General features: G+C 60.2%; 28 protein-coding genes. 14 read left to right on the top strand and 14 right to left on the bottom strand.

The annotated features are described in order from the left end of the window. The first annotated feature begins 108 nt into the window (after positions 1–108). The 3 genes from LB543_RS05840 to LB543_RS05830 are packed head-to-tail and all read left to right on the top strand — an operon-like array spanning position 109 to position 2,667. Positions 109–411, top strand: coding sequence for an FMN-binding protein (locus tag LB543_RS05840; RefSeq protein ID WP_224597077.1), 303 nt, complete (start codon positions 109–111; stop codon positions 409–411). Positions 412–436: 25 nt separating this feature from the next. Then, positions 437–1,159: an FAD:protein FMN transferase gene (locus LB543_RS05835; protein ID WP_224613395.1), complete on the top strand. Its 723-nt coding sequence runs from the start codon at positions 437–439 to the stop codon at positions 1,157–1,159. Then, complete coding sequence (locus LB543_RS05830; RefSeq protein WP_224613394.1) at positions 1,156–2,667, top strand: FAD-dependent oxidoreductase; 1,512 nt, start codon at positions 1,156–1,158, stop codon at positions 2,665–2,667. Before LB543_RS05835 ends, LB543_RS05830 begins: the two co-directional genes overlap by 4 nt. 7 nt (positions 2,668–2,674) lie before the next feature. Here LB543_RS05830 and LB543_RS05825 read toward each other — a convergent pair whose 3' ends face one another. The 3 genes from LB543_RS05825 to LB543_RS05815 are packed head-to-tail and all read right to left on the bottom strand — an operon-like array spanning position 2,675 to position 5,009. After that, a complete protein-coding gene (locus tag LB543_RS05825; RefSeq protein ID WP_224613392.1) occupies positions 2,675–4,018 on the bottom strand; it encodes a sensor histidine kinase in 1,344 nt (447 codons plus the stop codon). After that, positions 4,018–4,683, bottom strand: coding sequence for a response regulator transcription factor (locus tag LB543_RS05820; protein WP_140760930.1), 666 nt, complete (start codon positions 4,681–4,683; stop codon positions 4,018–4,020). The genes LB543_RS05825 and LB543_RS05820 overlap by 1 nt, the downstream gene beginning before the upstream one ends. Next, the gene (locus LB543_RS05815; protein ID WP_140760932.1) at positions 4,683–5,009 is read right to left on the bottom strand and encodes a PepSY domain-containing protein; all 327 of its coding nucleotides are present in this window, start codon (positions 5,007–5,009) and stop codon (positions 4,683–4,685) included. The genes LB543_RS05820 and LB543_RS05815 overlap by 1 nt, the downstream gene beginning before the upstream one ends. Before the next feature lie 127 nt (positions 5,010–5,136). Between LB543_RS05815 and LB543_RS05810 the strand changes: the two genes are divergently transcribed. From LB543_RS05810 to LB543_RS05800, 3 genes are all read left to right on the top strand, one after another. Further along, entirely contained in the window at positions 5,137–5,409 is a 273-nt protein-coding gene (locus tag LB543_RS05810; protein WP_140760934.1) for a hypothetical protein, read from the top strand. A gap of 126 nt (positions 5,410–5,535) precedes the next feature. Beyond that, positions 5,536–6,003 (top strand): DUF2231 domain-containing protein, encoded by a 468-nt coding sequence (locus LB543_RS05805; protein ID WP_224613391.1) that lies wholly within the window; start codon positions 5,536–5,538, stop codon positions 6,001–6,003. Positions 6,004–6,137: 134 nt separating this feature from the next. Then, positions 6,138–6,836: a CBS domain-containing protein gene (locus LB543_RS05800; RefSeq protein ID WP_224613389.1), complete on the top strand. Its 699-nt coding sequence runs from the start codon at positions 6,138–6,140 to the stop codon at positions 6,834–6,836. Here the strand turns inward: LB543_RS05800 and LB543_RS05795 are convergent. Both LB543_RS05795 and LB543_RS05790 read right to left on the bottom strand, forming a co-directional pair. Beyond that, a complete protein-coding gene (locus LB543_RS05795) occupies positions 6,831–7,007 on the bottom strand; it encodes a hypothetical protein (RefSeq protein WP_224613387.1) in 177 nt (58 codons plus the stop codon). The genes LB543_RS05800 and LB543_RS05795 overlap by 6 nt on opposite strands. A gap of 163 nt (positions 7,008–7,170) precedes the next feature. Beyond that, positions 7,171–7,440 (bottom strand): DUF6455 family protein, encoded by a 270-nt coding sequence (locus LB543_RS05790; protein WP_224613386.1) that lies wholly within the window; start codon positions 7,438–7,440, stop codon positions 7,171–7,173. Here LB543_RS05790 and LB543_RS33855 point away from each other — a divergent pair. Further along, the gene (locus LB543_RS33855; RefSeq protein WP_263498604.1) at positions 7,439–7,573 is read left to right on the top strand and encodes a hypothetical protein; all 135 of its coding nucleotides are present in this window, start codon (positions 7,439–7,441) and stop codon (positions 7,571–7,573) included. The two genes, LB543_RS05790 and LB543_RS33855, sit on opposite strands and share 2 nt — an antisense overlap. A 69-nt stretch (positions 7,574–7,642) precedes the next feature. Here the strand turns inward: LB543_RS33855 and LB543_RS05785 are convergent, their stop codons facing one another. From LB543_RS05785 to LB543_RS05765, 5 genes are read right to left on the bottom strand one after another with little or no spacing between them, the layout of a single operon-like run. Continuing rightward, positions 7,643–8,107, bottom strand: coding sequence for a group III truncated hemoglobin (locus LB543_RS05785; protein ID WP_224613385.1), 465 nt, complete (start codon positions 8,105–8,107; stop codon positions 7,643–7,645). A 46-nt stretch (positions 8,108–8,153) separates the two neighbouring features. Beyond that, positions 8,154–8,318 carry a hypothetical protein gene (locus LB543_RS05780; RefSeq protein ID WP_224613383.1) on the bottom strand — a complete coding sequence of 55 codons (165 nt, stop codon included), beginning with the start codon at positions 8,316–8,318 and terminating at the stop codon, positions 8,154–8,156. A gap of 35 nt (positions 8,319–8,353) precedes the next feature. Continuing rightward, positions 8,354–8,653 carry a DUF1775 domain-containing protein gene (locus LB543_RS05775; RefSeq protein WP_411908740.1) on the bottom strand — a complete coding sequence of 100 codons (300 nt, stop codon included), beginning with the start codon at positions 8,651–8,653 and terminating at the stop codon, positions 8,354–8,356. Further along, positions 8,607–11,246 carry a magnesium-translocating P-type ATPase gene (mgtA, locus tag LB543_RS05770; protein ID WP_224613382.1) on the bottom strand — a complete coding sequence of 880 codons (2,640 nt, stop codon included), beginning with the start codon at positions 11,244–11,246 and terminating at the stop codon, positions 8,607–8,609. The genes LB543_RS05775 and mgtA overlap by 47 nt, the downstream gene beginning before the upstream one ends. Beyond that, positions 11,246–12,055, bottom strand: a complete 810-nt coding sequence (locus LB543_RS05765; RefSeq protein ID WP_224613381.1) for a universal stress protein — start codon at positions 12,053–12,055, stop codon at positions 11,246–11,248. The genes mgtA and LB543_RS05765 overlap by 1 nt, the downstream gene beginning before the upstream one ends. A 189-nt stretch (positions 12,056–12,244) precedes the next feature. Here LB543_RS05765 and LB543_RS05760 point away from each other — a divergent pair, with 189 nt between their 5' ends. Together LB543_RS05760 and fixJ are read left to right on the top strand one after the other, a co-directional pair. Further along, on the top strand, positions 12,245–13,801 hold the full coding sequence (locus tag LB543_RS05760) for a PAS domain S-box protein (RefSeq protein WP_224613380.1): 1,557 nt from the start codon (positions 12,245–12,247) through the stop codon (positions 13,799–13,801). Next, positions 13,788–14,402: a response regulator FixJ gene (fixJ, locus tag LB543_RS05755; protein ID WP_224597107.1), complete on the top strand. Its 615-nt coding sequence runs from the start codon at positions 13,788–13,790 to the stop codon at positions 14,400–14,402. The genes LB543_RS05760 and fixJ overlap by 14 nt, the downstream gene beginning before the upstream one ends. On the opposite strand, the gene LB543_RS05750 is transcribed toward fixJ, so the two are convergent. The 3 genes from LB543_RS05750 to LB543_RS05740 all read right to left on the bottom strand — a co-directional run bounded on the left by LB543_RS05750 (position 14,399) and on the right by LB543_RS05740 (position 16,029). Beyond that, complete coding sequence (locus LB543_RS05750) at positions 14,399–14,671, bottom strand: hypothetical protein (protein ID WP_318012955.1); 273 nt, start codon at positions 14,669–14,671, stop codon at positions 14,399–14,401. The two genes, fixJ and LB543_RS05750, sit on opposite strands and share 4 nt — an antisense overlap. A 515-nt stretch (positions 14,672–15,186) precedes the next feature. Continuing rightward, complete coding sequence (locus tag LB543_RS05745) at positions 15,187–15,528, bottom strand: c-type cytochrome (protein WP_140813432.1); 342 nt, start codon at positions 15,526–15,528, stop codon at positions 15,187–15,189. 27 nt (positions 15,529–15,555) lie between these two features. Continuing rightward, positions 15,556–16,029 carry a phasin family protein gene (locus LB543_RS05740; RefSeq protein WP_224613379.1) on the bottom strand — a complete coding sequence of 158 codons (474 nt, stop codon included), beginning with the start codon at positions 16,027–16,029 and terminating at the stop codon, positions 15,556–15,558. Positions 16,030–16,518: 489 nt separating this feature from the next. On the opposite strand from LB543_RS05740, the gene hemA reads away from it, so the two are divergent. The 4 genes from hemA to LB543_RS05720 all read left to right on the top strand — a co-directional run bounded on the left by hemA (position 16,519) and on the right by LB543_RS05720 (position 19,570). Next, entirely contained in the window at positions 16,519–17,796 is a 1,278-nt protein-coding gene (gene hemA, locus LB543_RS05735) for a 5-aminolevulinate synthase (RefSeq protein WP_224613378.1), read from the top strand. 183 nt (positions 17,797–17,979) lie between these two features. Then, positions 17,980–18,414 (top strand): DUF2267 domain-containing protein, encoded by a 435-nt coding sequence (locus LB543_RS05730; protein ID WP_224613377.1) that lies wholly within the window; start codon positions 17,980–17,982, stop codon positions 18,412–18,414. 3 nt (positions 18,415–18,417) lie between these two features. Then, positions 18,418–19,104: a phosphoribosyltransferase gene (locus tag LB543_RS05725; protein ID WP_224613376.1), complete on the top strand. Its 687-nt coding sequence runs from the start codon at positions 18,418–18,420 to the stop codon at positions 19,102–19,104. 19 nt (positions 19,105–19,123) lie between these two features. After that, positions 19,124–19,570: a pyridoxamine 5'-phosphate oxidase family protein gene (locus LB543_RS05720; protein WP_140813428.1), complete on the top strand. Its 447-nt coding sequence runs from the start codon at positions 19,124–19,126 to the stop codon at positions 19,568–19,570. 75 nt (positions 19,571–19,645) lie between these two features. Here the strand turns inward: LB543_RS05720 and LB543_RS05715 are convergent, their stop codons facing one another. Next, positions 19,646–20,482 (bottom strand): universal stress protein, encoded by an 837-nt coding sequence (locus LB543_RS05715; RefSeq protein ID WP_224613375.1) that lies wholly within the window; start codon positions 20,480–20,482, stop codon positions 19,646–19,648. On the opposite strand from LB543_RS05715, the gene LB543_RS05710 reads away from it, so the two are divergent. Beyond that, positions 20,387–20,638 carry a hypothetical protein gene (locus LB543_RS05710; protein WP_224613547.1) on the top strand — a complete coding sequence of 84 codons (252 nt, stop codon included), beginning with the start codon at positions 20,387–20,389 and terminating at the stop codon, positions 20,636–20,638. The genes LB543_RS05715 and LB543_RS05710 overlap by 96 nt on opposite strands. The last annotated feature ends 16 nt before the right edge of the window (positions 20,639–20,654 follow it).

Genomic DNA, 20,654 nt, shown 5'->3' with positions numbered 1-20,654 from the left:
CCTGCATCGCCAACGCCTTCCTTCGCCGTTACGCCCGCCGTCTACATACCAGTCCCGCAGCCGAGGCCGGCATATCCGGATGCACCAGCACGGGTCGTCCGGGTAGACATGAAGCTCGCCGCAAAGGGCTATGCCGATGGCGTCTACACCGGCCCCACGGCCGATGCCTATTACGGCATCATCCAGATTCAGGCCGTCGTGCAGAACGGACAGCTCACGGCGCTGAAAGTGCTGAAATATCCATCCGACCGCCGCACCTCCGTGAACATCAACAGGCAGGCGCTGCCCATGCTGCGCGACGAAGCGATCAGCGCCCAGAGCGCCAATGTCGATATTATTTCCGGTGCGACGCTAACCAGCAGGGCTTTCATCCAGTCCCTGCGCGGCGCGCTGAAGAAAGCGTCGTCGTAGGCCCATGCGCGACACGCGAATTTTGATGGGCATGCCGATCACGGTCGACATCGGTGGCACGTCGGCCGGTGAGCTGGTCGATACGGTCTTCGGCTATTTCGAGCATATCGACCGGCGCTTCAGCACGTACCGGGCCGACAGCGAGATCGCGGCCATCAACCGCGGCGACGTTCCGGTCGTCGACTGGAGCAGCGAGATGATGGAAGTGCTGGCCATTGCCAAGCAGACGAAAAATGAGACGGACGGATACTTCGATATTTGCAAGCCCGACGGTTCGCTCGACCCTTCCGGCATCGTCAAGGGCTGGGCCATCCGCAATGCGGCCGGGATTGTTCAACGGGCCGGCGTCAGTGATTTCTTCATCGAGGCCGGCGGCGATATCCAATCCTGCGGCAAGAATGCATTGGGCCATGACTGGAGCGTCGGCATCCGCAATCCCTTCAATGCGGACGAGATCGTAAAGATCGTCTATCCCCGCGGTCGCGGTGTCGCAACCTCCGGCACCTATGTCCGCGGTCAGCATATCTACAATCCGCATGGAGTTGGCAGTCCGATCCAGGACATCGTCAGCCTGACCGTGATCGGCGCCGATGTGCTCGAAGCCGATCGTTTCGCCACCGCGGCCTTCGCCATGGGGCGGGACGGCATTCTCTTCATCGAGCAGACGCCTGGCCTGGAGGGCTATCTCGTCGACGCCGATGGCCGCGCCACACCGACAACCGGGTTCGGAGCCTTTTGCCTGCCATGATCAAGACCATCGACCGATTTCTCGACCACCTGACCATGTACAGGCTGGTCCTCTACTATCTGATGGCGCTGGTCGGCGCAGCGTTCGTGCTCGGCTTCGTCAAGCTGGTGCCACATGATCCGATTGCGCTTGCCTTTACGACAGCGCTTGCGCTAGCCGCCTGCTGGATCACCAACAAGGTTTTTGCGCATGTCTTCGCAGTCCCGGCCAACAACGAGTCCGTCTACATCACCGCACTCATCCTGGCGCTCATCCTCGATCCGGTAGCGATTGCGGACATAAAGGGGATTGCGGCGGTGGCATTCGCAGCCGTCTGGGCGATTTCATCCAAATTCATTCTCGCCATCGGCCGGAAGCACCTTTTCAACCCGGCTGCGCTGGGCGTGGCGCTGTCAGCGATGCTGCTCGACCAGCCGGCCAGCTGGTGGGTTGGTGGCAATCTGCCATTGCTTCCACTCGTGCTCGTTGGCGGCATGCTTGTTGTCCGCAAACTGCGCCGGCTTGACCTCGTCTCGACCTTCGTTGTCGTGGCGCTGGCGACCATTCTGGCAACCACGGACCCCTCGCAATACCGGACCGCGCTTGCCGAGACACTGGGTTCGTCGCCTTTGCTGTTCTTTGCCTTCGTGATGCTGACCGAGCCGCTGACCGCGCCGACGATGCGTTGGCCGCGTATCGCCTTTGCCGCCATCGTCGGCTTTCTGTTTGCTCCCAACATCCATATCGGTTCGTTCTATTTCACGCCGGAACTGGCGTTGCTTGCCGGCAACCTGTTTGCCTATGCGGCTGGCCCCAAGGGACGCCTGGTGCTGACCTTGGAACGCATCGAGCGATCGGCCGTCGACAGCTTTGACTTCGTTTTCCGGTCGCCAAGCAAGCTCGCCTTCGAGGCCGGCCAGTATCTCGAATGGACGCTTGGTCTCGATCGCGCCGACAATCGCGGCAACCGCCGCTATTTCACGGTCGCTTCGGCGCCGACGGAGGAAACGGTTCGTCTCGGCGTCAAGTTCTATCCGCAATCAAGTGCCTTCAAGCGCGAGCTGATGACCATGAAGCCAGGCAGCACGATTCATGCCGCGCAATTGGCCGGCAACTTTACGCTGCCCGCCCGGCGTGGAACCAAGATCGCTTTCCTGGCCGGAGGCATCGGCATCACCCCGTTCCGCTCAATGCTGCAATATCTCATCGACCGTCAGGAGCGGCGACCGATCGTCATGCTCTACGGAACCGAAGGCCAGCAGGACATCGCTTATCGCGACGTGCTTGACGCGGCCAGGCAGAAACTTGGTATCAAGACGATCCACGCTGTGGCGCACGGTGGCGAGCGCGGGCAATATCCCGGATATATCGACGAGCGCCTGATACGTCTGGCCATACCCGACTACCTAGAGCGCACTTTCTACATTTCCGGCCCGCAGGCGATGGTCAAGGCGCTGCGCCAGAAGCTGTTGGCCATGGGTGTTCGCCGCTCGAAGATAAAGGTCGACTATTTCCCGGGTTTTGCCTGAAGCACACTCAATTGTGTCGCGGCAAGGAAATGGTCACGACCAGACCCGGATCGGCGTTGGCCATGGCAAGGCTTCCGCCATAGGCTTCGACGATGTCGAAAACGATGGCCAAGCCAAGACCGCTGCTGCCGCCCTTGCTGTCGAGTTGGACGCCGCGCGACAGCGCGGACCCCAGATCGGCATCCGGTATACCTGGGCCATCATCAGCAACACTGACGGTCACCTCGTCCCGGGCGGTGGATGCACCCACACGAACTGACGATTTTGCATAGCGCGCGGCATTCTCGACCAGATTGCCGAGAATTTCTGACAAGTCGCCTTCGTCGATTGGCGCCGTAAGATCGTCCGTGACATCCAGGTTGAACGAAAGCTGTTTGGCGCTTGGTGTCCGTTTGACGACGGCAATGACGCCAGCCGCGACGTCGGACACCAGGCAGGACGCCTTGCCGGAAACGCCGGGTGCAAGGCGCGCGCGCGCGAGCTCCCGCTCGACATGGCGCCGGATCGCTCCGGCGCTCTTTTCGATATCGTCAGCCAGATCCGTCTCGCCTTTCTTGCGCAAGGCCCGGATGTCGGCCGACAGCACTTGCAGCGGTGTCTTGAGGCCATGCGCCAGATCGGTGGCGCGCGAGCGGGCTCGCACAAGCGCCTTTTCCTGGGCATCGAGAAGGCGATTGATCTCGTCAGCGAGCGGCTGCACCTCGCTTGGTGCCGCCACATCGAGCCTCGCGGTTCTTTGCGCGATCACGTTCCTTACGGCGACCCGCAAAGTTTCCAGCGGTGCAAGACCGATGGTAATCTGGATAAAGAACGCAACCATCAGAACTGCCGCGAGCATCAGGAGGGCCGGAGCGAGATCGCGAACATATTCGCTGACGGACACGGCAACGGTGCGATGATCTTCCGCAACGATTGCGCGAAAGGACCGGCCTGAGGCGTCGATTATTGTACGCTCGACCGCAATACTGAGTTCTCCGCCAGGGCCGAGGAACTCTTCGACCGTTCGCAGCTCACCGCTTGCGCTCCGGGCAGGCAACGTCAGCTTGGCGTCCCACAAAGACCGCGAGCGCTCGAGATCGCCAGTGGCGACATTCTCGACCTGCCAGTAATAACCGGACAGCGGATTGGCGAAACGCGGGTCGGTGAGCACGGGGCTCACGACAAGGCGACCATCGCTTGTGAAGCTCGTTGCACCGATCAGTTCGTTGAGGTCGACCGTCAATTCGCCCACCACGCGCCGCTCGACGTGAAGTTCGAACAAATAGCGCAGGCCGGCGCCGGCTATGGCAAGCGCGACAAGAACCGAAATCGTGGCAGCCAGCCACAGCCTGAGGCGGATCGAGTTGCCCATCAGGCGGCATCATCGGGCATCAGATAGCCGAACCCGCGCCGCGTTTCGATGACATCGCTGCCGAGCTTTCGTCGCAGCCGCGCAACGATGACCTCGATCGTGTTCGGATCGCGATCATTCCCTGAATCGTAAAGATGCTCGGCAAGTTCGGTCGGCGCCACCACCCGGCCGGCGTGGTGCATTAAAAAAGCCAGTAACCGGTATTCCAACGGCGAAAGCGCAATGGGAATGCCGCGTAGCGAAATGCGCATCTGGCGCGTGTCCAAGACCAGCGGCCCAGACTTCAACACGGGTGCTGACTGGCCCGCCGAACGCCGCAGGATAGCCCGCAACCTGGCGAGCAGTTCTTCCATCTCGAAGGGCTTGGGGAGATAGTCGTCTGCACCGGAATTGATACCGTCCACGCGTTCTGTCCACATGCCCCTTGCGGTCAGGATGAGAACCGGAAACCGGCGCGCGTTGGCCCGCCAGCGCTTCAACACCGTCAGTCCATCGAGTTTGGGTAGGCCGAGATCCAGAATGGCGGCATCATAGTTCTCCACGTCGCCGGCAAACCAGGCAGCTTCACCATCCCGCACGATATCGACCACCATTCCGGACGCCTTGAGGGCAGTCTCGATATCGACTGCTATGCGGGGCTCGTCCTCGGCCAGCAGGATCTTCATCAGTCACCCTCTCCGTCCCGCATAATCACACCGGCACCGGCGTCGACGTCGACTGCCTTTCGCCGGCCATCGACGTCGACGACCTGAAATCGGTAGACCCATTTGTTTGCCTTGCGGATCAGATCGACTGCCACGATATCGCCTGGAGCCCGCGCGCGAACGACATCCAGGATACTGGCCAAGCCCTTTATTTCACCACGCTCGTACAGGTCTCTCGCGCGGTCATGATCGCCATCGTCGTCCTCGTCGGCGCGAGCGGCGAGCGGCTGGGCCAGGACAAGCCCGGCCAGCCCTGCTATCGCCAGGCGCTTCAGAATGGCTCTCATGAACGGTGCATGTCGCATGTCGAAGCTTACAATCTGCTGTCAATCGTCCTCAGCCGGCAGCAAGCAAAGGCTGTCTATCGGCATCGTCGCGTCCAATCATGGCCGCGTCGAGAAGGATATCGAAACCATGCGCAATTCCACGCTTCTGCTGGCGGTATTCGCGGGCCTGGCGAGCTTTGCCCTGCCTGCGGCCGCTGCATCCGACGAAGAGTCATGCGGCGTGCAATCCTCCGGGACGCCGCCCGGGCCGATCGACCTCCAGGCCATACCGATGCAGGACACGACCGCCACGAAAGCCATCAAAGGTATTGGCGATGTCGAATGTGATGGCAACCACCTCCGCGAAAGAGCCGCTCTCGTCGGCGAGGACGAAGGCGACGCTCTCGGAGACGACGACTAAACCTTCCGATGGCTGTCCGCGACATCTGTCATTGTCGCCGCGCCCCAGATGACCCCCCGCCCACCGTTCAGCTGGCGTCCTGCAAGGCCGCGCAGCTCTCGTCTGACCTCCGGAGATTCTCCCGCTATGATACCAGCCCAGCACATCCATCCCATGCTTGTGCATTTTCCCATCGTTCTCATCTACACACTGGTGATAATCGACATTGTGTTGCTCGCTCACCGCAACGCGGTGACCAAGCGTTCTGGCGCGGGGACGATTTCCGCTTTTGTCGCGCTGGCAGCCGGAGTTTTCGCCATCGGAACCTGGTTCTATGGCGGACTTGCCCTCGATCATGCCGAAGCGGCCGGCTTCAGCAGTGACATAGCAGAGATCCATGAAAGCCTGGGGGGTGTCACTGCGTTCACCTTCCTGATCTGGGGGCTTGCGAGGCTCGCGTTTTGGATGCGAAATCGAGAGTCTCGCGTGCTCGCGATCGCCATTCCTCTGGTCGAAATTGGCGGCGCTATTCTGGTCACTGCGACGGCCTATTATGGTGGACTGCTTGTCTACGAACTTGGCGTAAATGTCGCCAAGGCCGCGGTCGCCGGTTGACGAGCACGCGCGCGGCAATCTGAAGCCCCAGCTTTGGGCCATTTTTCTCGACGGCAAAATGATTCAGATCAAGGCTCAACTGCTCATTAGGCATCTAAGAAGCCGGGGAATGGGAATATCTCCGGAGAGCGTACATGCAAGCCGAAGCCATAATGAGCAAGCCAGTCATCTGCACATATCCGTCGGCGTCCATCGCCGAGGTGGCCGGGCTGATGCTGTCCAAAGAGATCAGCGGCCTCCCTGTCATTCGTGGCGACGGCACGTTGGCGGGGATTGTCAGCGAAGGCGATTTCCTGCGGCGAGCAGAACTGGGCACTCAACAGAAGCGCTCGCGCTGGCTGGAGCTGCTGGTCAGCCCTGGCAAAGCCGCCGACGAATATGTCCGAGCCAATGGTCGACAGATCGCAGAGGTGATGTCCGACAACGTCGTCACAGCATCTCCGGCCGCGTGGCTCGCCGAGATCGTGGATCTTATGATGCACCACCATGTCAAACGCATTCCAATCGTGGACAATGGAAAAGTCGCCGGCATCATTACCCGCTCTGACATTCTGCGGGCATTGTTCGGCGTCCTTCCGGACGCCGAACAGGCAGCGGTCGATGATCTACGGATACGACAGAACATCATTGCCGAGCTTGCGACGCAGAAATGGGCTAGCAAAGCGCTGATCAACGTGGCGGTGGAGAAGGGCGTGGTGAAACTCAACGGCGCCATTTTCGACGAACGCGAGCGTCAGGCAGCCATCGTCGCCGCTGAAAACGTCGCAGGCGTCAGGTTTGTCCAGGATAATCTGTTTTGCGCCGATCCGCTGTCCGTCATCCTCGTATCATAGCCATTCCACCACCGCGCCGGAGTAGGGCTGAATCAAAGGTCCGCGTGGACCGACAAGCGCAATAAATCCTTGAATACCCGCCACGTCGCGATCGAGTTCAGAAAGCTGATCGCGATAAACTTTGAGGTCGTGATCGCCTGCCAATGCAACGGGCTCAATGCCACCGGCCAACGGCACAAGCGCCTGTTAGCGGGCTGCCAGTGTGAGCAGTGGGGTTATAACCCAGAACATCATGGCTCTTCCGACTGGGGCAGAGCCCCTGCCCCGCCAATGAATTGCCACACATTCGGGATGAGCCACCCGCCTTCAGTGACCCGGAGGCGAGCTCGACGACCTAGCCATTGCCATACACGTGTTGCAGTCGGGCGATCAGGTCGCTGTTGAGGCAATAGGCTGGCGGCTCGTCGGCGTGGTGATGATTGTCAAGCCAGGCCGAGCATTCGTCTTGATGGCCGCAGCAGCGGCAGCGATTAACGGCCCGATTGGTGACAGCTGCGTGGCCCGCGACGACCGTCAATTGCCGGTCGACGCCCAGAGTCCGCATCATGCGATCCATCAGCGCCGTCCTGGCATCAACTGAAACCAGATAGTCGAGAAAGGTCATGTGGCTTCTCCCCGCACGTGTCGCCAATCTTTGCGCTTCCGGCAGCCACATCACATTGATCTCGGTCAACACACGCTGCGTCGGCGTCGGCATTGCGATGACGCCGAGCCTCTCCAATTTCTTGGTGATCTGAGCCGAGCTGAAGGTCCACGCAAGACTGCAGGTCGTCAGAGCCGGACAGGAGTCGCAGCCACAATCGCGGTCAAAGGCCGTCCTCGATGATCGGTTCGATCTGGACTGTCTTCTCGCCTCCGTTGAAGGCGACAGCTAGGCGGAAGCTGTGGGCAATGCGGAGCGCCCGTGCCATGAAAATTGCAGCGACGTCGGGCGGACAGATGCGCTTCACCACCGCCCGAAACAACGTAAGCCAGCGCCGGAAGTGCTCCTCTCCCAGACCGGGAATAACCAGATGCGGCGGCAACGGCCGCCCCGCGTAACGAGAGGTTCTCAGCAGTGTGGCCGACCAGAAATCACACATCTTCGCCAGATGCGACGGCCACGCCTCCGCTCTGATGGCTGCATTGAAAACGGGGCCAAGAAGCGGGTCGCGGCGGATTTCATCGTAAAAACCGTGGACGACCTTTCGGATCATCGTCTCGTCGAGAAGCGGGGAAAGCTCGACGCCGTCGACAATGACCGTTGGCTTGCTTCGTTGGATACCATTCATGCGCGCTGCCTCTTGCTATCTATCCTGATGGTCACGGGATGTTCTCCTAGACGAAGGCCATCACCACAGTCCCGCCTGTGACAATCAGAGCCACGCCAAGGATCAGCATCGGCAACAATGAATTGCCGGCCTTCGCGGCGCTGGCCGCCTCAGCGCGGTAAACCAGGCCTGGCCACACTTCGATCACCTCTTTGCTCCGGACGTTGTCCATTTTTTGACTCTCTTCCTTTTTCCAATATGACGCCTTCACCAGCTTGAGGTGGGCGCAGGCAGTTCGAGATCGTCGTCTGTCTGGCCAGCAGCGGGGATTTCGATCCGTCGCTCAACTTTGCCTTCCGGACATCCCTGGATAACCGGAAAATAGAGCATGCCGCCGACCTTGAGCTCCGAGGACAGGTAGCCGCGAAAGACGAATTCGTCATATTCGCCATCGCCGAGATCACCTCCCCTCCAGACGACTTCATTGGCGCCTTCACTGAGCTTGGTCCCGCAAGGCAATTCAGTATTGAGAGCCGAGGATTTTCCTGCTTTTGCGAAGCTTCGCAAAAATCGACTTGTGTCCTCCGGGCCGGCCACGATCAAAGAACCAGCGCTTGGTCGCCTCCGACGCCAACAGATAGAGTGCAGTGATGACGGCAAGTCCGGCCAGCACCGGTAGCGGCAGCGGTACAAAGCCGAACCATGGCGCGAACGGCAGATAGGGGATCGCGACCGCGACAAATCCGACGGCCAGCGTCAGCCAGGCAAGCAAGGGGCTTGGGCGGCTCGCCCAAAAAGCCCCATGCGTGCGCACTATGAGCACTATGGCGAGCTCCGTCAGCAAGGATTCGACAAACCAGGCGGTTTGGAACGTGGCGGCCGTGGCGTGCGCGAACAGAAGCAGGAAGGCGAAGGTTGCGAAGTCGAACAGCGAGCTCACAAGGCCAAAGCTGATCATGAACCGTCGCACGAAGCCGATGTCCCAGTGGCGAGGCCGTCGCAGTTGGTCTTGATCGACGTTGTCACTGGCTATGGCGAGTGAGGGAACGTCGGAAAGGAAATTGTTGAGCAGGATCTGCTTTGCCAGAAGCGGCAGGAAAGGCAGGAACAGCGAGGCGACGGCCATGCTGATCATGTTGCCGAAGTTGGCGCTGGTGGTGATCGAGATGTATTTCATGGTGTTGGCGAAGGTTTTCCGGCCGTCGTCGACGCCGCGCACCAGCACGGCGAGGTCCTGCTTGAGGAGGATGATATCGGCGGCCTCGCGCGCGACATCGCATGCGGTGTCGACGGACACCCCGATATCGGCCTCATGAAGCGCGGGGGCATCATTGATGCCGTCGCCAAGATAGCCAACGACATGGCCCCTGCTCCGCAGGGCCTGGACGATGCGTTCTTTCTGGTTGGGGTCGATCTCGACGAAGAGATCGGCGTCCTGAACGCCCGCAAACAGCGCGCTCTTGGTCAGCTTCGACAGATCCTCTCCGGTCATGATCCGAGCGATGCGCAAGCCGACCGCTTGGGCAAGATGGGCGGCAATGTAGCGGTTGTCGCCCGTAATGACCTTCACCGCGATGCCGCGACGGGCGAGTTCGGCAAGCGTGTTCTTTACGCCTTCCTTGGGCGGGTCGAGGAAAAGCAGGAAGCCGGCGAAGGCGAGATCGACCTCGTCCTTCCTGCCATAGGCACTTCGGCTTTCAAACCGACGCGTCGCTAGCCCCAGAACCCGATAGCCGTCCGAACTCCAGAGCCGAAACTTCTTGTCGATCACCGCACGGTGCGCGTCTTCGAGAGGTTCCAGGCCTTTCGCTGTGAAGACAACGCTGCAGGTTTCGAGAACATTTTGTACCGCGCCCTTGGTGATCAGGAGATCGCCGGTGTCCTCGCTCCGCACAACGACGGAGAGGCGCTTGCGAATGAAATCGTAGGGCACTTCGTCCACCTTCGTGAAAGCACCCAATGACGCGTTCCCACCCGGGGTCCCGGCAACCGCTTCATCCAGCGGGTTCTTCAGTCCGGTCTGCAGGCTGGCGTTGAGCCGGGCCCAAAGAAGGATCTCCTCTGACCGATTGCCATCGACATCGAACCATCCGTCGAGGCGGATCACACCTTCCGTCAGCGTTCCTGTCTTGTCGGTGCACAAAAGATCCATGCTGCCGAGATTCTCGATGGCATCGAGCCGCCGCACGATAACGCCATTGGCAGCCATGGCGCGCGCGCCTCGAGCAAGCGTTACACTGATAATGGCCGGGAGCAGTTCCGGTGTAAGGCCGACCGCGAGTGCCAGCGAAAACAACAGCGATTCAATCAGCGGACGATGCAGCATCAGGTTGGCAAAAAACACCATGATGACAATCGCCAGCATGATCTCTGTCATCAGATAACCAAACAACCTGATCCCTCGGGCAAAACCCGTTTCCGGGATTTGCCGCTCCAGTGCCGCGGCGATGGAAGCGAATTCTGTGCGGGCGCCGGTCGCTGCCGCAAGCACGGTTGCAGTGCCGCTGCGCACGGATGTGCCGGTAAACACCGCATTGTTGCGTTCGGCGACGGAGGCATCAGGGTCTGAATGCCCCGCCATCTTCAAGACGGGGAAGGTTTCGCCGGTCAGCACGGCCTCGCTGACGTTGAAGTCGCGCGCGTCAAGGATGATGCCGTCGGCAGGTATGAGGTTTCCGGCCGACAACCGGATGAGATCCCCCGGCACGATTTCTTCAGCAGAAACGGAGGATTCGACGCCATCGCGCAGCACGATAGCCTTGCGCGAGATACGCTGTTTGAGTGCCTCTGTCGCTCGCGACGCCCCATATTCCCGGGTGAAGCTGAGAACGCAACTCGCCAGTACGATCGCGACGATGATTGTGGCCTCCTGACCTTCGCCGACGAAGGCCGAAACGCTGGCTGCGAAGATCAGGATCAGGACAAGGGGGCTCCGGAACTGGCGAACGAACACAGCAAGCGCCGACGTGCTTGACTTCGACGCCGGAGTATTTGCGCCGTATCTGGCGAGCCGCGAGGCGGCCTCGGGCCCTGCCAGCCCCGACGTGGCGGACGTCGCCAGACGTCGCACGAGCTCCTCGCTGCTGATCGACCAATAGGGTTCTGCGACCGCGGTGGCGGATTGTTGGTCCACGCCAGGGGGCACGATATTCGATGCCATCAGTATGACAGGAAGCGGTTGATGCTGCTCTCTTCGATCAGCGTGCGGGTGACGCCGCCAAACGCCCATTCGCGCAGGCGGCTATGGCCATAAGCGCCCGAGACGATCATGTCGGCATGGATCGAGCGTGCGAATGTCACCAACTGCTCGCCATCGACTTCACCGGTTATCAGTTCCGTCCGGGCCATAATGCCATGGCGCTCGAGATAGACGGCCACATCGGCGAGGCTATCACGAACGCTGTCGTCGCCTTTGGCTGCGATCGTGGCGACGACAACCTCATTGGCGTTGGCCAAGAAGGGCAAGGCATCTGCCATCGCCCGCCGCGCCTCCCTGGTATCTTTCCAGGCAACCAGGACCGTTTTGGCGCGGACGTGTTCCACGTTGGTGCCCGTGACCAGGACTGGCCGGCCGATGCCGAGCGCCAGGCTGCCAAGATCCACGGCACGAAACACGTTGTCTCCCGACTCGCCGGTCACGACAAGGTCGGCTGCGCGGGCGAAAACGCTGAGGAACCGGGTCGGACTGCAGACGGCTTGTCCCCATTCGCTTGTGATCGAAGCCGGAACCAGGCCTTCGAACTCGGCACGCAATTCGGCAAGCCGCTTTTCGATCTCGGTTCGCTGGATTTGCATGACCTCGCCTTCGTAGACCATGCCGTCGCCGGTGGCGACCAAAGGCGGAACATCCGCCGCCGCCAGACCGATGAGATGGGCTCCAAAACGTTGCGCGAGCTCGATACCCACCTTCACGATGGCAGCAGGAGGCGCATCGACGGCAAGGTTCACGATTATTGACTTGTAGGACATTGGACGCACCTTTCACTGAAGCGATTCGAATGCCATGAATTGCATTCACGGGCGCTGGCTTCCTTGATGCGCGTCAAACAACCGTCCAATTGCATTCAGGCAAATCCATTGGTCTCGTTCCGTTTTGCCTCTGAACGGGGAAGTGATAGTTAGGTTTTCTTTGATGTGTCTCGAGCCTAGGAACCGCAGGTGATCCAAGACGAAGCACTCAGTTTGTCGCCTGGCGGCACGACACTGAAATCACTGTTGTCGCAAATGTTTGATCAGGCTCCGGGATTCATGGCGCTCATACGCGAGCCCGACCATGTATTCGTGCTGACCAATGCCGCCTACCAGCGACTTGTCGGCGACCGGCAAGTTATTGGGAAGTCGGCGCGCGAGGCCTTTCCCGAACTTGAGGGACACCAATTCCTCGAGCGTTTGGACAGTGTGTACTCGACCGGAGAGCCATACAGGGGTAAAGGCGTGAAGATCGGTCTTCGCAACAACCGCGATGGGCCAATTGAAGAGCGTATCCTGGATTATGTCTATCAGCCGATCAGGGCCGACGATGGCCGAATAACTGCCATCTTCATTGAAGGCGCGGATGTCAGCGATCTCTCTTTCGCGAACGCGGCGCTTCTGTTGCGCGAAGACCATCTGCGTTCGATCCTGGCGACCGTGCCCGATGCAATGGTGGTCATCGACGAGCAAGGCAGTATCCAATCCTTCAGCACCGCCGCCGAAATGCTGTTCGGTTACCAGTCGGGCGAAATCATCGGGCAGAACGTCAAAATGCTGATGCCGGCGCCGTATCGCGACGAGCATGATGCCTATCTTCATCGTTATCTGGCGACAGGGGAGCGGCGGATCATAGGGCTCGGACGCATCGTGACCGGGATCCGCAAGGATGGCTCAACCTTTCCGATGGAGCTTTCCGTTGGAGAAATGAATCCGGGAACTGGTCGTTTCTTCACCGGCTTTTGCCGCGACCTGACCGAACGGCACCGCGCGGAAGCACGAATACAGGAACAGCAACAGGAACTCCTGCACATGGCGCGGTTTACCGCACTTGGCGAGATGGCTTCGACGCTTGCCCATGAGATCAACCAACCGCTGACAGCCATCACGAACTACTTGAAGGGCAGCCGCCGACTCCTCGAGAGCAGCGAGGAAAAGAATGCGCCGATGCTGCGGGATGCAGTGGAAAAAGCGGCCGAGCAGGCCCTGCGGGCAGGAGATGTCATTCGTCATCTGCGCGATTTTGTCGCCAGGGGCGAAAGCGAGCGTCAGGTCGAACGACTGCCGGCGCTGATCGAGGAAGCGTCGTCGCTCGCGCTGGTCGGTGCAAGGGAGATCAATGTCCAGGTCAGCTACACGCTCGATCCGGCCGCGGAACTGGTCTTGACCGACCGCATTCAGATTCAGCAGGTTCTTCTCAATCTGATGCGCAACGCCGTCGAGGCGATGCAAGACGCGCCGCGCCGCGAATTGACGATCAGAACGGTCGCCCGGGACGATGGCATGGCCGAGGTGAGCGTAATCGATACGGGCCCGGGTCTTGCCCCGGAGGTTTCGGCACAGCTTTTCCAGCCATTTGTGACCACAAAGAAGCAGGGCATGGGAGTCGGCCTCTCCATTTGTCGCACCATTGTCGAATCGCATGGCGGTCACATCTGGGCCGAGGCAATGCCTATGGGCGGCACCGCTTTTCGGTTTACCTTGCGCATAGTTGAGAAAGACGAGATCACAAATGGCCGGCAATGACCTAGTGCACGTCGTCGACGACGATGTCGATGTTCGCAAATCTCTCGGCTTTCTGCTGGCGACAGCCGATTTCGCTGTACGCCTGCACGAATCGGCCACCGCTTTTCTCTCGACGGCGACTGGCCATCTCGACGGGTGTATTGTTACCGACGTGCGCATGCCGGGGATAGACGGTATCGAACTGCTGCGGCAACTCAGAACGCGCGGCCATACGATTCCGGTCATTGTCATGACAGGCCACGCCGACGTGGCGCTCGCCGTTCAGGCCATGAAGGAAGGCGCTGCCGACTTCATCGAAAAGCCGTTCGACGACGAGATGCTGATCGGAGCGATCCGCTCCGCACTGGCCAACAGGAACCAAGCGAACGCGGCGCATCCCCAGTCTTTAGATATTCGCACACGTCTGTCCACCTTATCAGAGCGGGAGCGCCAGGTGCTGGACGGACTTGTTTCCGGTTTGCCCAACAAGACGATCGCGTACGATCTGGGAATCAGCCCGCGTACGGTCGAAATCCACCGGGCCAATGTCATGAGCAAAATGGGGGCGAGCAGCCTGTCACACCTGGTGCGCATGGCGTTGATCGTGGAGTCCAGACCCTAGGGGGAGAATTCGGAAGGTTTGCGAATTCTGGTGTCGGCCCTTTGCCGACCCCAATCGCGCCAGTGGGTCGGCCGGATGTCGAGACGGGCACCACTGGCAGCATTCTTCCAGCCTTCCTTCACCCTTCTGCAGGCAAACACGAGCGCGTGCTCACCGTCTTCGTCGATGACGGCCAGTTCCAGATCGCGACCAAACGGAGCGCTTGGGATTGGTTTCCACATCGCATCAAAATCTTCGCAAACGGTGTGGTGCGCCTTGATCTGCATCATTTTCTGAAATCGCCGGCCGGGCCGATGCGATCGTCTGCGTCGAACTGAAGCCGACCACGGTTCCGACGGCAGACGCCATACAGGTCGCAATTGCATGGGCGCCGCGCGCAGTGCAATTGATCGCGATCGCAGCACCGATACCTGATCCGACGTCCATGGCGATGGGTCTCTTTTCCCTGAATTACCTCATGACCTCGCTCCGGCCATGGTCAGCCATCTTAAGCCGGCTGCCGAACCACAATTTGATCAGCGTCAAACGCCTCGCGTTCGCGGCATCTGCGTCACACGCCGTTTGATGTGACCAAGGACCGCGCGGAGGGGCATAGGTTCGGCAGGACAGGGAGAAACGCTATGCGGTATATCGAGGTCGATGAAGCCCTACGGGCGAGCAGCCTGAGCGATGGTTGCTTACCGGCGGCGCCTCGATCAATGCCGGAGAACGCATAGCCGACGTTCGCGTTGAAGACGCACTGCAGGCGTTCAGGCTCGATCGCCGGCAGCATTTTGGGCTTGCATCACGGACCCTGCAGCGTGCTGATATAGGTGATGATTGCCTCGATCTGATCGGGGCTGGCAATCCACTCAGGCATGTCCGGATGCCCCGTAGAAATGCCCTCAGCGAGGGCCTCCTCTAGGTCAGAGATCGGATAGCGCTTTGACAGCGTGCGAAATGGCGGAGCGTCGGGATGGCTGCTTTTGTCCGTTTTTCCGACGCCGTGGCAGCGGGCGCAGTTGACCTCAACCAACGCCTTTCCATGCTCAGTCACGCTGTCGGCCAAGGCTGACTGCACACATGCGAGGAGCACCAGTCCGATTGCGGAAGCCTTGAGACGACCATGTCGGCAAACGGCGTTCATGTTGTCTGACGACCTCCGCATTGCGGTCTACGCGACTGTCTTCGCTGCGCCATCTTCGATCGCGATCCTGGCGCCCTTGCGCACATGTCTGGCCGTTTCGGAAGCGAACTTGGAGGTCAGTGTGGCGACCTTGCCCCCTTCGGTCATATACTGCGACGTCGCATTCTGCAGGAAAGCCGCGACGATGTCGAAGGCGTCGTTGAACTGCGGACCACTGATCAAGTCATCGGCCAGCTTCAGGTCCTGTTCACAGCGGTGCTTCAGAAACCCCAGCGTTTCAACATTGTAGCGCATCATGGCCTTGAAGGCATGCACCTGAAGCGACGCGATGGCGAGGAAGAATTTCTGGCCATTTTCCGTGGTCGGCAACAATGGCATGTCCAAAGACGACAGTACGGACGTAGTTTGCATTATCGATTGCTCCGTTCCGACGACGTACAAACGATGGTCGCCAACTGTCAAATTGACACCATTCCTGTCCATGTCCTTGATCGAGATCAACCGTTTGACTCTGCCGGAAATGCAGAGCCGTCAGCCGATCGGAAGTTTTGGACGCGCGCCGCTCTGACCCGGGCGAACTGCTGCTTCAGATTGGCCGGGAGACCGCTGCGGATCTGATTGTCGTCGGTGGTTATGGCTACAGTCGCGTCCGTGAAATGACCGTTCCCGGCGTGACGCGTTTCCGTGCTGCGCAGCGGATCGATGCATCGGTTCATACCGCTCTAAGGAGTGACTTCCCGAGCCGTGGTTTTGATCTGAATCAAGGCCGTCTTCTCGCGCAACCGCTTACGTTCAAGCCTCGCCGAGTTGGGTGTGGCCGATACCCCGCAGCACAGAGCCCGCGAGTAAACGCGGGCATCAGCGATAAGGTCACGCTGGCGCCAGAACTTGGTGAGTGGCCGTCGTACTGTCCCCACGACAATGGAAGAATTCCAGCAGCGGGGGCGGTGCGGCGGCACCTGAATCGCTCAAGCCAAAGGAAATTCGGACATGAATTACCAGCGTTTCTTCGAGGACGCGATCGACCAGGTGCATGCAGAGCGTCGCTACCGCGTTTTCACCGACCTCGAGCGCATCGCCGGCAAGTTTCCGCGCGCCATCTGGCGTTCCAACGGCCGCGCCGAGGAAATCACCGTCTGGTGTTCCAACGACTATCTCGGCATGGGCCAGCATCCCGATGTCATCGCCGCGTTCCAGAACGCGGCCGGCAAGATGGGCTCCGGCGCCGGCGGCACCCGCAACATCTCGGGCACGTCCAACCCGCTGGTCGAGCTCGAGCATGAGCTTGCCGACCTGCACGGCAAGGAGGCGGCGCTGGTCTTCACCTCCGGCTTCGTCTCCAACGAAGCCTCGATCTCGACCATCGCACGGCTCTTGCCCAATTGCCTGATCATCTCGGACGAGCTGAACCATGCCTCGATGATCGAAGGTGTCAGGCGCTCGGGCGCCGAGAAGAAGATCTTCCGCCACAATGACGTCGCGCATCTGGAAAGCCTGTTGCAGACGGCCGGGCGCGAACGCGCCAAGCTGATCGTCTTCGAGAGCGTCTATTCGATGGATGGCGACATCGCGCCGATCAAGGAGATCGTCGAACTCGCCGAGCGCTACAACGCCATGACCTATATCGACGAGGTCCATGCGGTGGGCATGTACGGGCCGCGCGGCGGTGGCATCACCGAGCGCGAAGGCCTGGCCGACCGTATCGACATCATCGAAGGCACGCTCGCCAAGGCGTTCGGCACGCTGGGCGGCTACATCACCGGCACCAGCGCCGTCATCGACGCGGTGCGCTCCTATGCGCCGGGCTTCATCTTCACCACGGCGCTGCCGCCGGCGATCGCCGCCGCCGCCACAACGTCGATCCGGCATCTCAAGCGCTCGCAGGCCGAACGCGACGCCCAGCAGCAGCAGGCGAGCCGAACCAAACAGATCCTGTCCGCCGCCGGCCTGCCGGTGATGGAGTCACCAACCCATATCGTGCCGGTGCTGGTTGGCGATCCGGAACTGTGCAAGATGGCCAGCGACCGCCTGCTCGGCGTGCACGGTATCTATATCCAGCCGATCAACTACCCGACGGTGCCGCGCGGCACGGAGCGGCTGCGCATCACGCCGACGCCGTTCCATTCGGACGCGTTGATCGCCGAATTGCAGGATGCGCTGGTCGAAACCTGGGACGCGCTGGGCATTCCCTATGGTTCAGCGGGACGGCCTTCAGTGGCCAAGAGCGACCGCATCATTCCGCTGCTGGTGCCCAAGTCGGGCGGTTAAGTCCGCCACCTGCTCAAACAGTCTTTATCCATCTTGCCAGCCGGCTTGCCGCTTCCTCGAGCTGGTCGAGGCGGCGGTGGAAAAACAATCGGGGCGATGCACTTTTGAACGATTTGATCCTGCTCAATGCTCAAGGTCTTTCGATGCCTGAGAATGGAGTTCAAATCTTCGAGGAGCATCGCCATGGGTCATATTTCCCACACATCCTTTGCTGACTTCACGCACGCTGGCCAGCAGGCGCAACAATGGTTCAAGGAGCTCGCCAAGGACCTCTGCTGGAGCGAGTCGAGCGCGTGTCGTCTGCTGAGGTCTGTTCTGCACACGGTGCGGGATTGGCTGTCGCCGGCGGAAATGGCCGACCTCTCGGCGCAACTGCCTGTTTTGGTCCGTGGCCTCTACTTCGAAGGCTGGAATCCTTCGGCGTCAACGCATGAGCGCACCAAGCGCGACTTCATTGTCAGCGTCAGAAACAGTTTCGGCTACGATGACGAGATCGATTTCGATGTCGCGATCAGTGCCGTGTTCAAGCTTCTCGACCGTCACCTTTCGCATGGTGAGATCGTGCAGGTCAGAAACTCGATGAAGAAGTCGCTGCGAAAACTGTGGCCGGTGGATTGACCGATGTTCCGTGACCGGGAAGATGCTGGAGTGAAGCTTGGCCTGGAACTGAGCAGGCTTCAACTGCGTCGGCCCATCGTACTGGCATTGCCGCGTGGCGGCGTGCCCGTCGCAGTGGAAGTGGCCAAAGCCCTCAACGCTCCTCTCGACTTGCTGATCGTCCGCAAGGTGGGCGCCCCCGGCAATCCCGAGCTGGCCGTCGCCGCTATCGTCGATGGCGATCCTGGGGAGGTCGTGCTGAACCGTGGAATTGTCGAGACCTATGGCCTCGACGACGACGCCTTGCGTGTCTTGATTACAAATGAGCGTCCGGAACTCGAACGCCGGCGCGTTGCCTATCGAGGTAAGATTAGACCGATGTCGATAGCGGGAAAGACGGCGATCATCGTCGATGACGGGGCCGCGACCGGTACGACCATGAAAATCGCGATCCGCGCCCTCAAGCGCCGGTCACCGAGGGAGATCGTCGTGGCTGTTCCTGTTTCGCCGCCCGAAACGGTCGCCGCGCTGGAACAGGAAGCGGACCATGTGGTCTGCCTTAGCCAGCCAGGACAGTTCGGGGCCTTGGGCCACCACTATCTGCGGTTCCCGCAGCTCTCCGACAACGACGTTGTCTCCGCTATGGACGAGGCTGCGCAACCGTACAAAACTGGCCAGCGGCACGTTTCCGGCCCAGTTCAAAAGCCGTGAAGAACAGGAGATCGCACTAATGCAGATCCGCACGCTTTCTGCTTTGGAATGTACCAGATTGCTGACGGCCAATCGCGTGGGTCGCCTGGCATGCGCAAAGGATGGGCAGCCCTACGTCGTGCCCTTCTACTACGCCCATTCGGATGCTCATCTTTACGCGTTTTCTATGCCGGGCAAAAAGATCGAATGGATGCGGGCCAATCCGCTGGTGTCCGTTCAGGTAGATGAACATGGCCAGGGGCGAGGATGGAAAAGTGTCATTGCCGACGGCCGATACGAAGAACTGCCTGACCGGATCGGCCACAAGCTTCAGCGGGATCATGCGTGGTCCGTGTTGAGCAAGCACGCCGACTGGTGGGAACCTGGCGCGCTCAAGCCCGTCGTTCCTCCCACAGCCGACAGTGCACCGCACGTTTTCTTTCGGATCCTGATCGAACAGCTATCCGGACGGGAAGCGAGCGAGTAGTCGCACCATCAAGTCTTGCGAGAAATGAAAAGGGCCGGTGCAATCTGCACCGGCCCTTTTCCTACCGTTGAATTGCTATCGCGCCATCAAGACCGGCAGCGATTGACCCTCGAGCATCGACTTGGTGACCCCGCCGAAAATCCGCTCGCGCAATCGGGAATGACCATATGCGCCCATGATCATCAACTCGGCCGCAACGTCGCCGGCATGCTGGCGAAGCACGTCGGCAACCGAATGGTTCGCGCTCGGCAGCCGCTCGACCGTAACCTTCACGCCGTGCCGAGCAAGATAGGCCGCGGCATCTGCACCCGGCTCCTCGCCATGATGGAACTCATCTTCAATGGGATCGACGATGACAAGGCGAACATCTTCGGCGCCTTTCAGCATATCGAGAGACTCGCGGACGGCGCGCGACGACTCGAGGCGGGCGTCCCATGCAACGAGGATGCGTTTCGGCTTCAGCGTCGGGGGCGAGCCCTCGGGAACGATCAGAATGGGCTTCCCCGATGAGAACAGAGTGCCCTCGATGACTTTATCTTTCAGCGCATGGCTTGCCAGCAGATCCGGTCCCAGAATGGTCAGATCAGCGTAACGGGCACGCCTTCCGATGACATCGTCCGCCCATCCCGTGTCTGGATAGTCGTCGCTCAGATCAGCCGATATGGCGCTCTGAGAGAGAAAGCCGGCGACGTCAGAAATTCTTTTCTCGAGCCTTTTCAACTCGGCCTGCCGTTCCTCGAGCCAGGCAGGCGAGACGACAGCAGCATACTCGCCGCCCGAGGGCGGTGCTGCCAGTTCGAGCACGAGCACGGAGAGATGGGCGCCGACCTGTTCGCAAAGATTGGCGGCGAGCTTCAGATCGCCCTCGCCCTGGTTCGGTCCGGTAACCGTAAGCAGTGTCTTGAACGCCATGATGGCAACTCCCTCCTCACTTCGGGTGAAGGTTCACTCGGTGTCGAAGCCATAGCCGATGCGGCCACCGCGTTCATTGCGCTGAATCAAACACTTTGTGCGCGGCGTTTGATCCGCATCAACGTCACGGCACATCAGAGCTGTAGGTTCAACTGATCAATCGGGACAACGC

It is taken from the genome of Mesorhizobium sp. ESP7-2, from assembly GCF_020164715.1.
Taxonomy (GTDB): domain Bacteria; phylum Pseudomonadota; class Alphaproteobacteria; order Rhizobiales; family Rhizobiaceae; genus Mesorhizobium.
The sequence above is the reverse complement of the archived record's forward strand: the minus strand, read 5'-3'. Positions and strand labels throughout refer to the sequence as shown.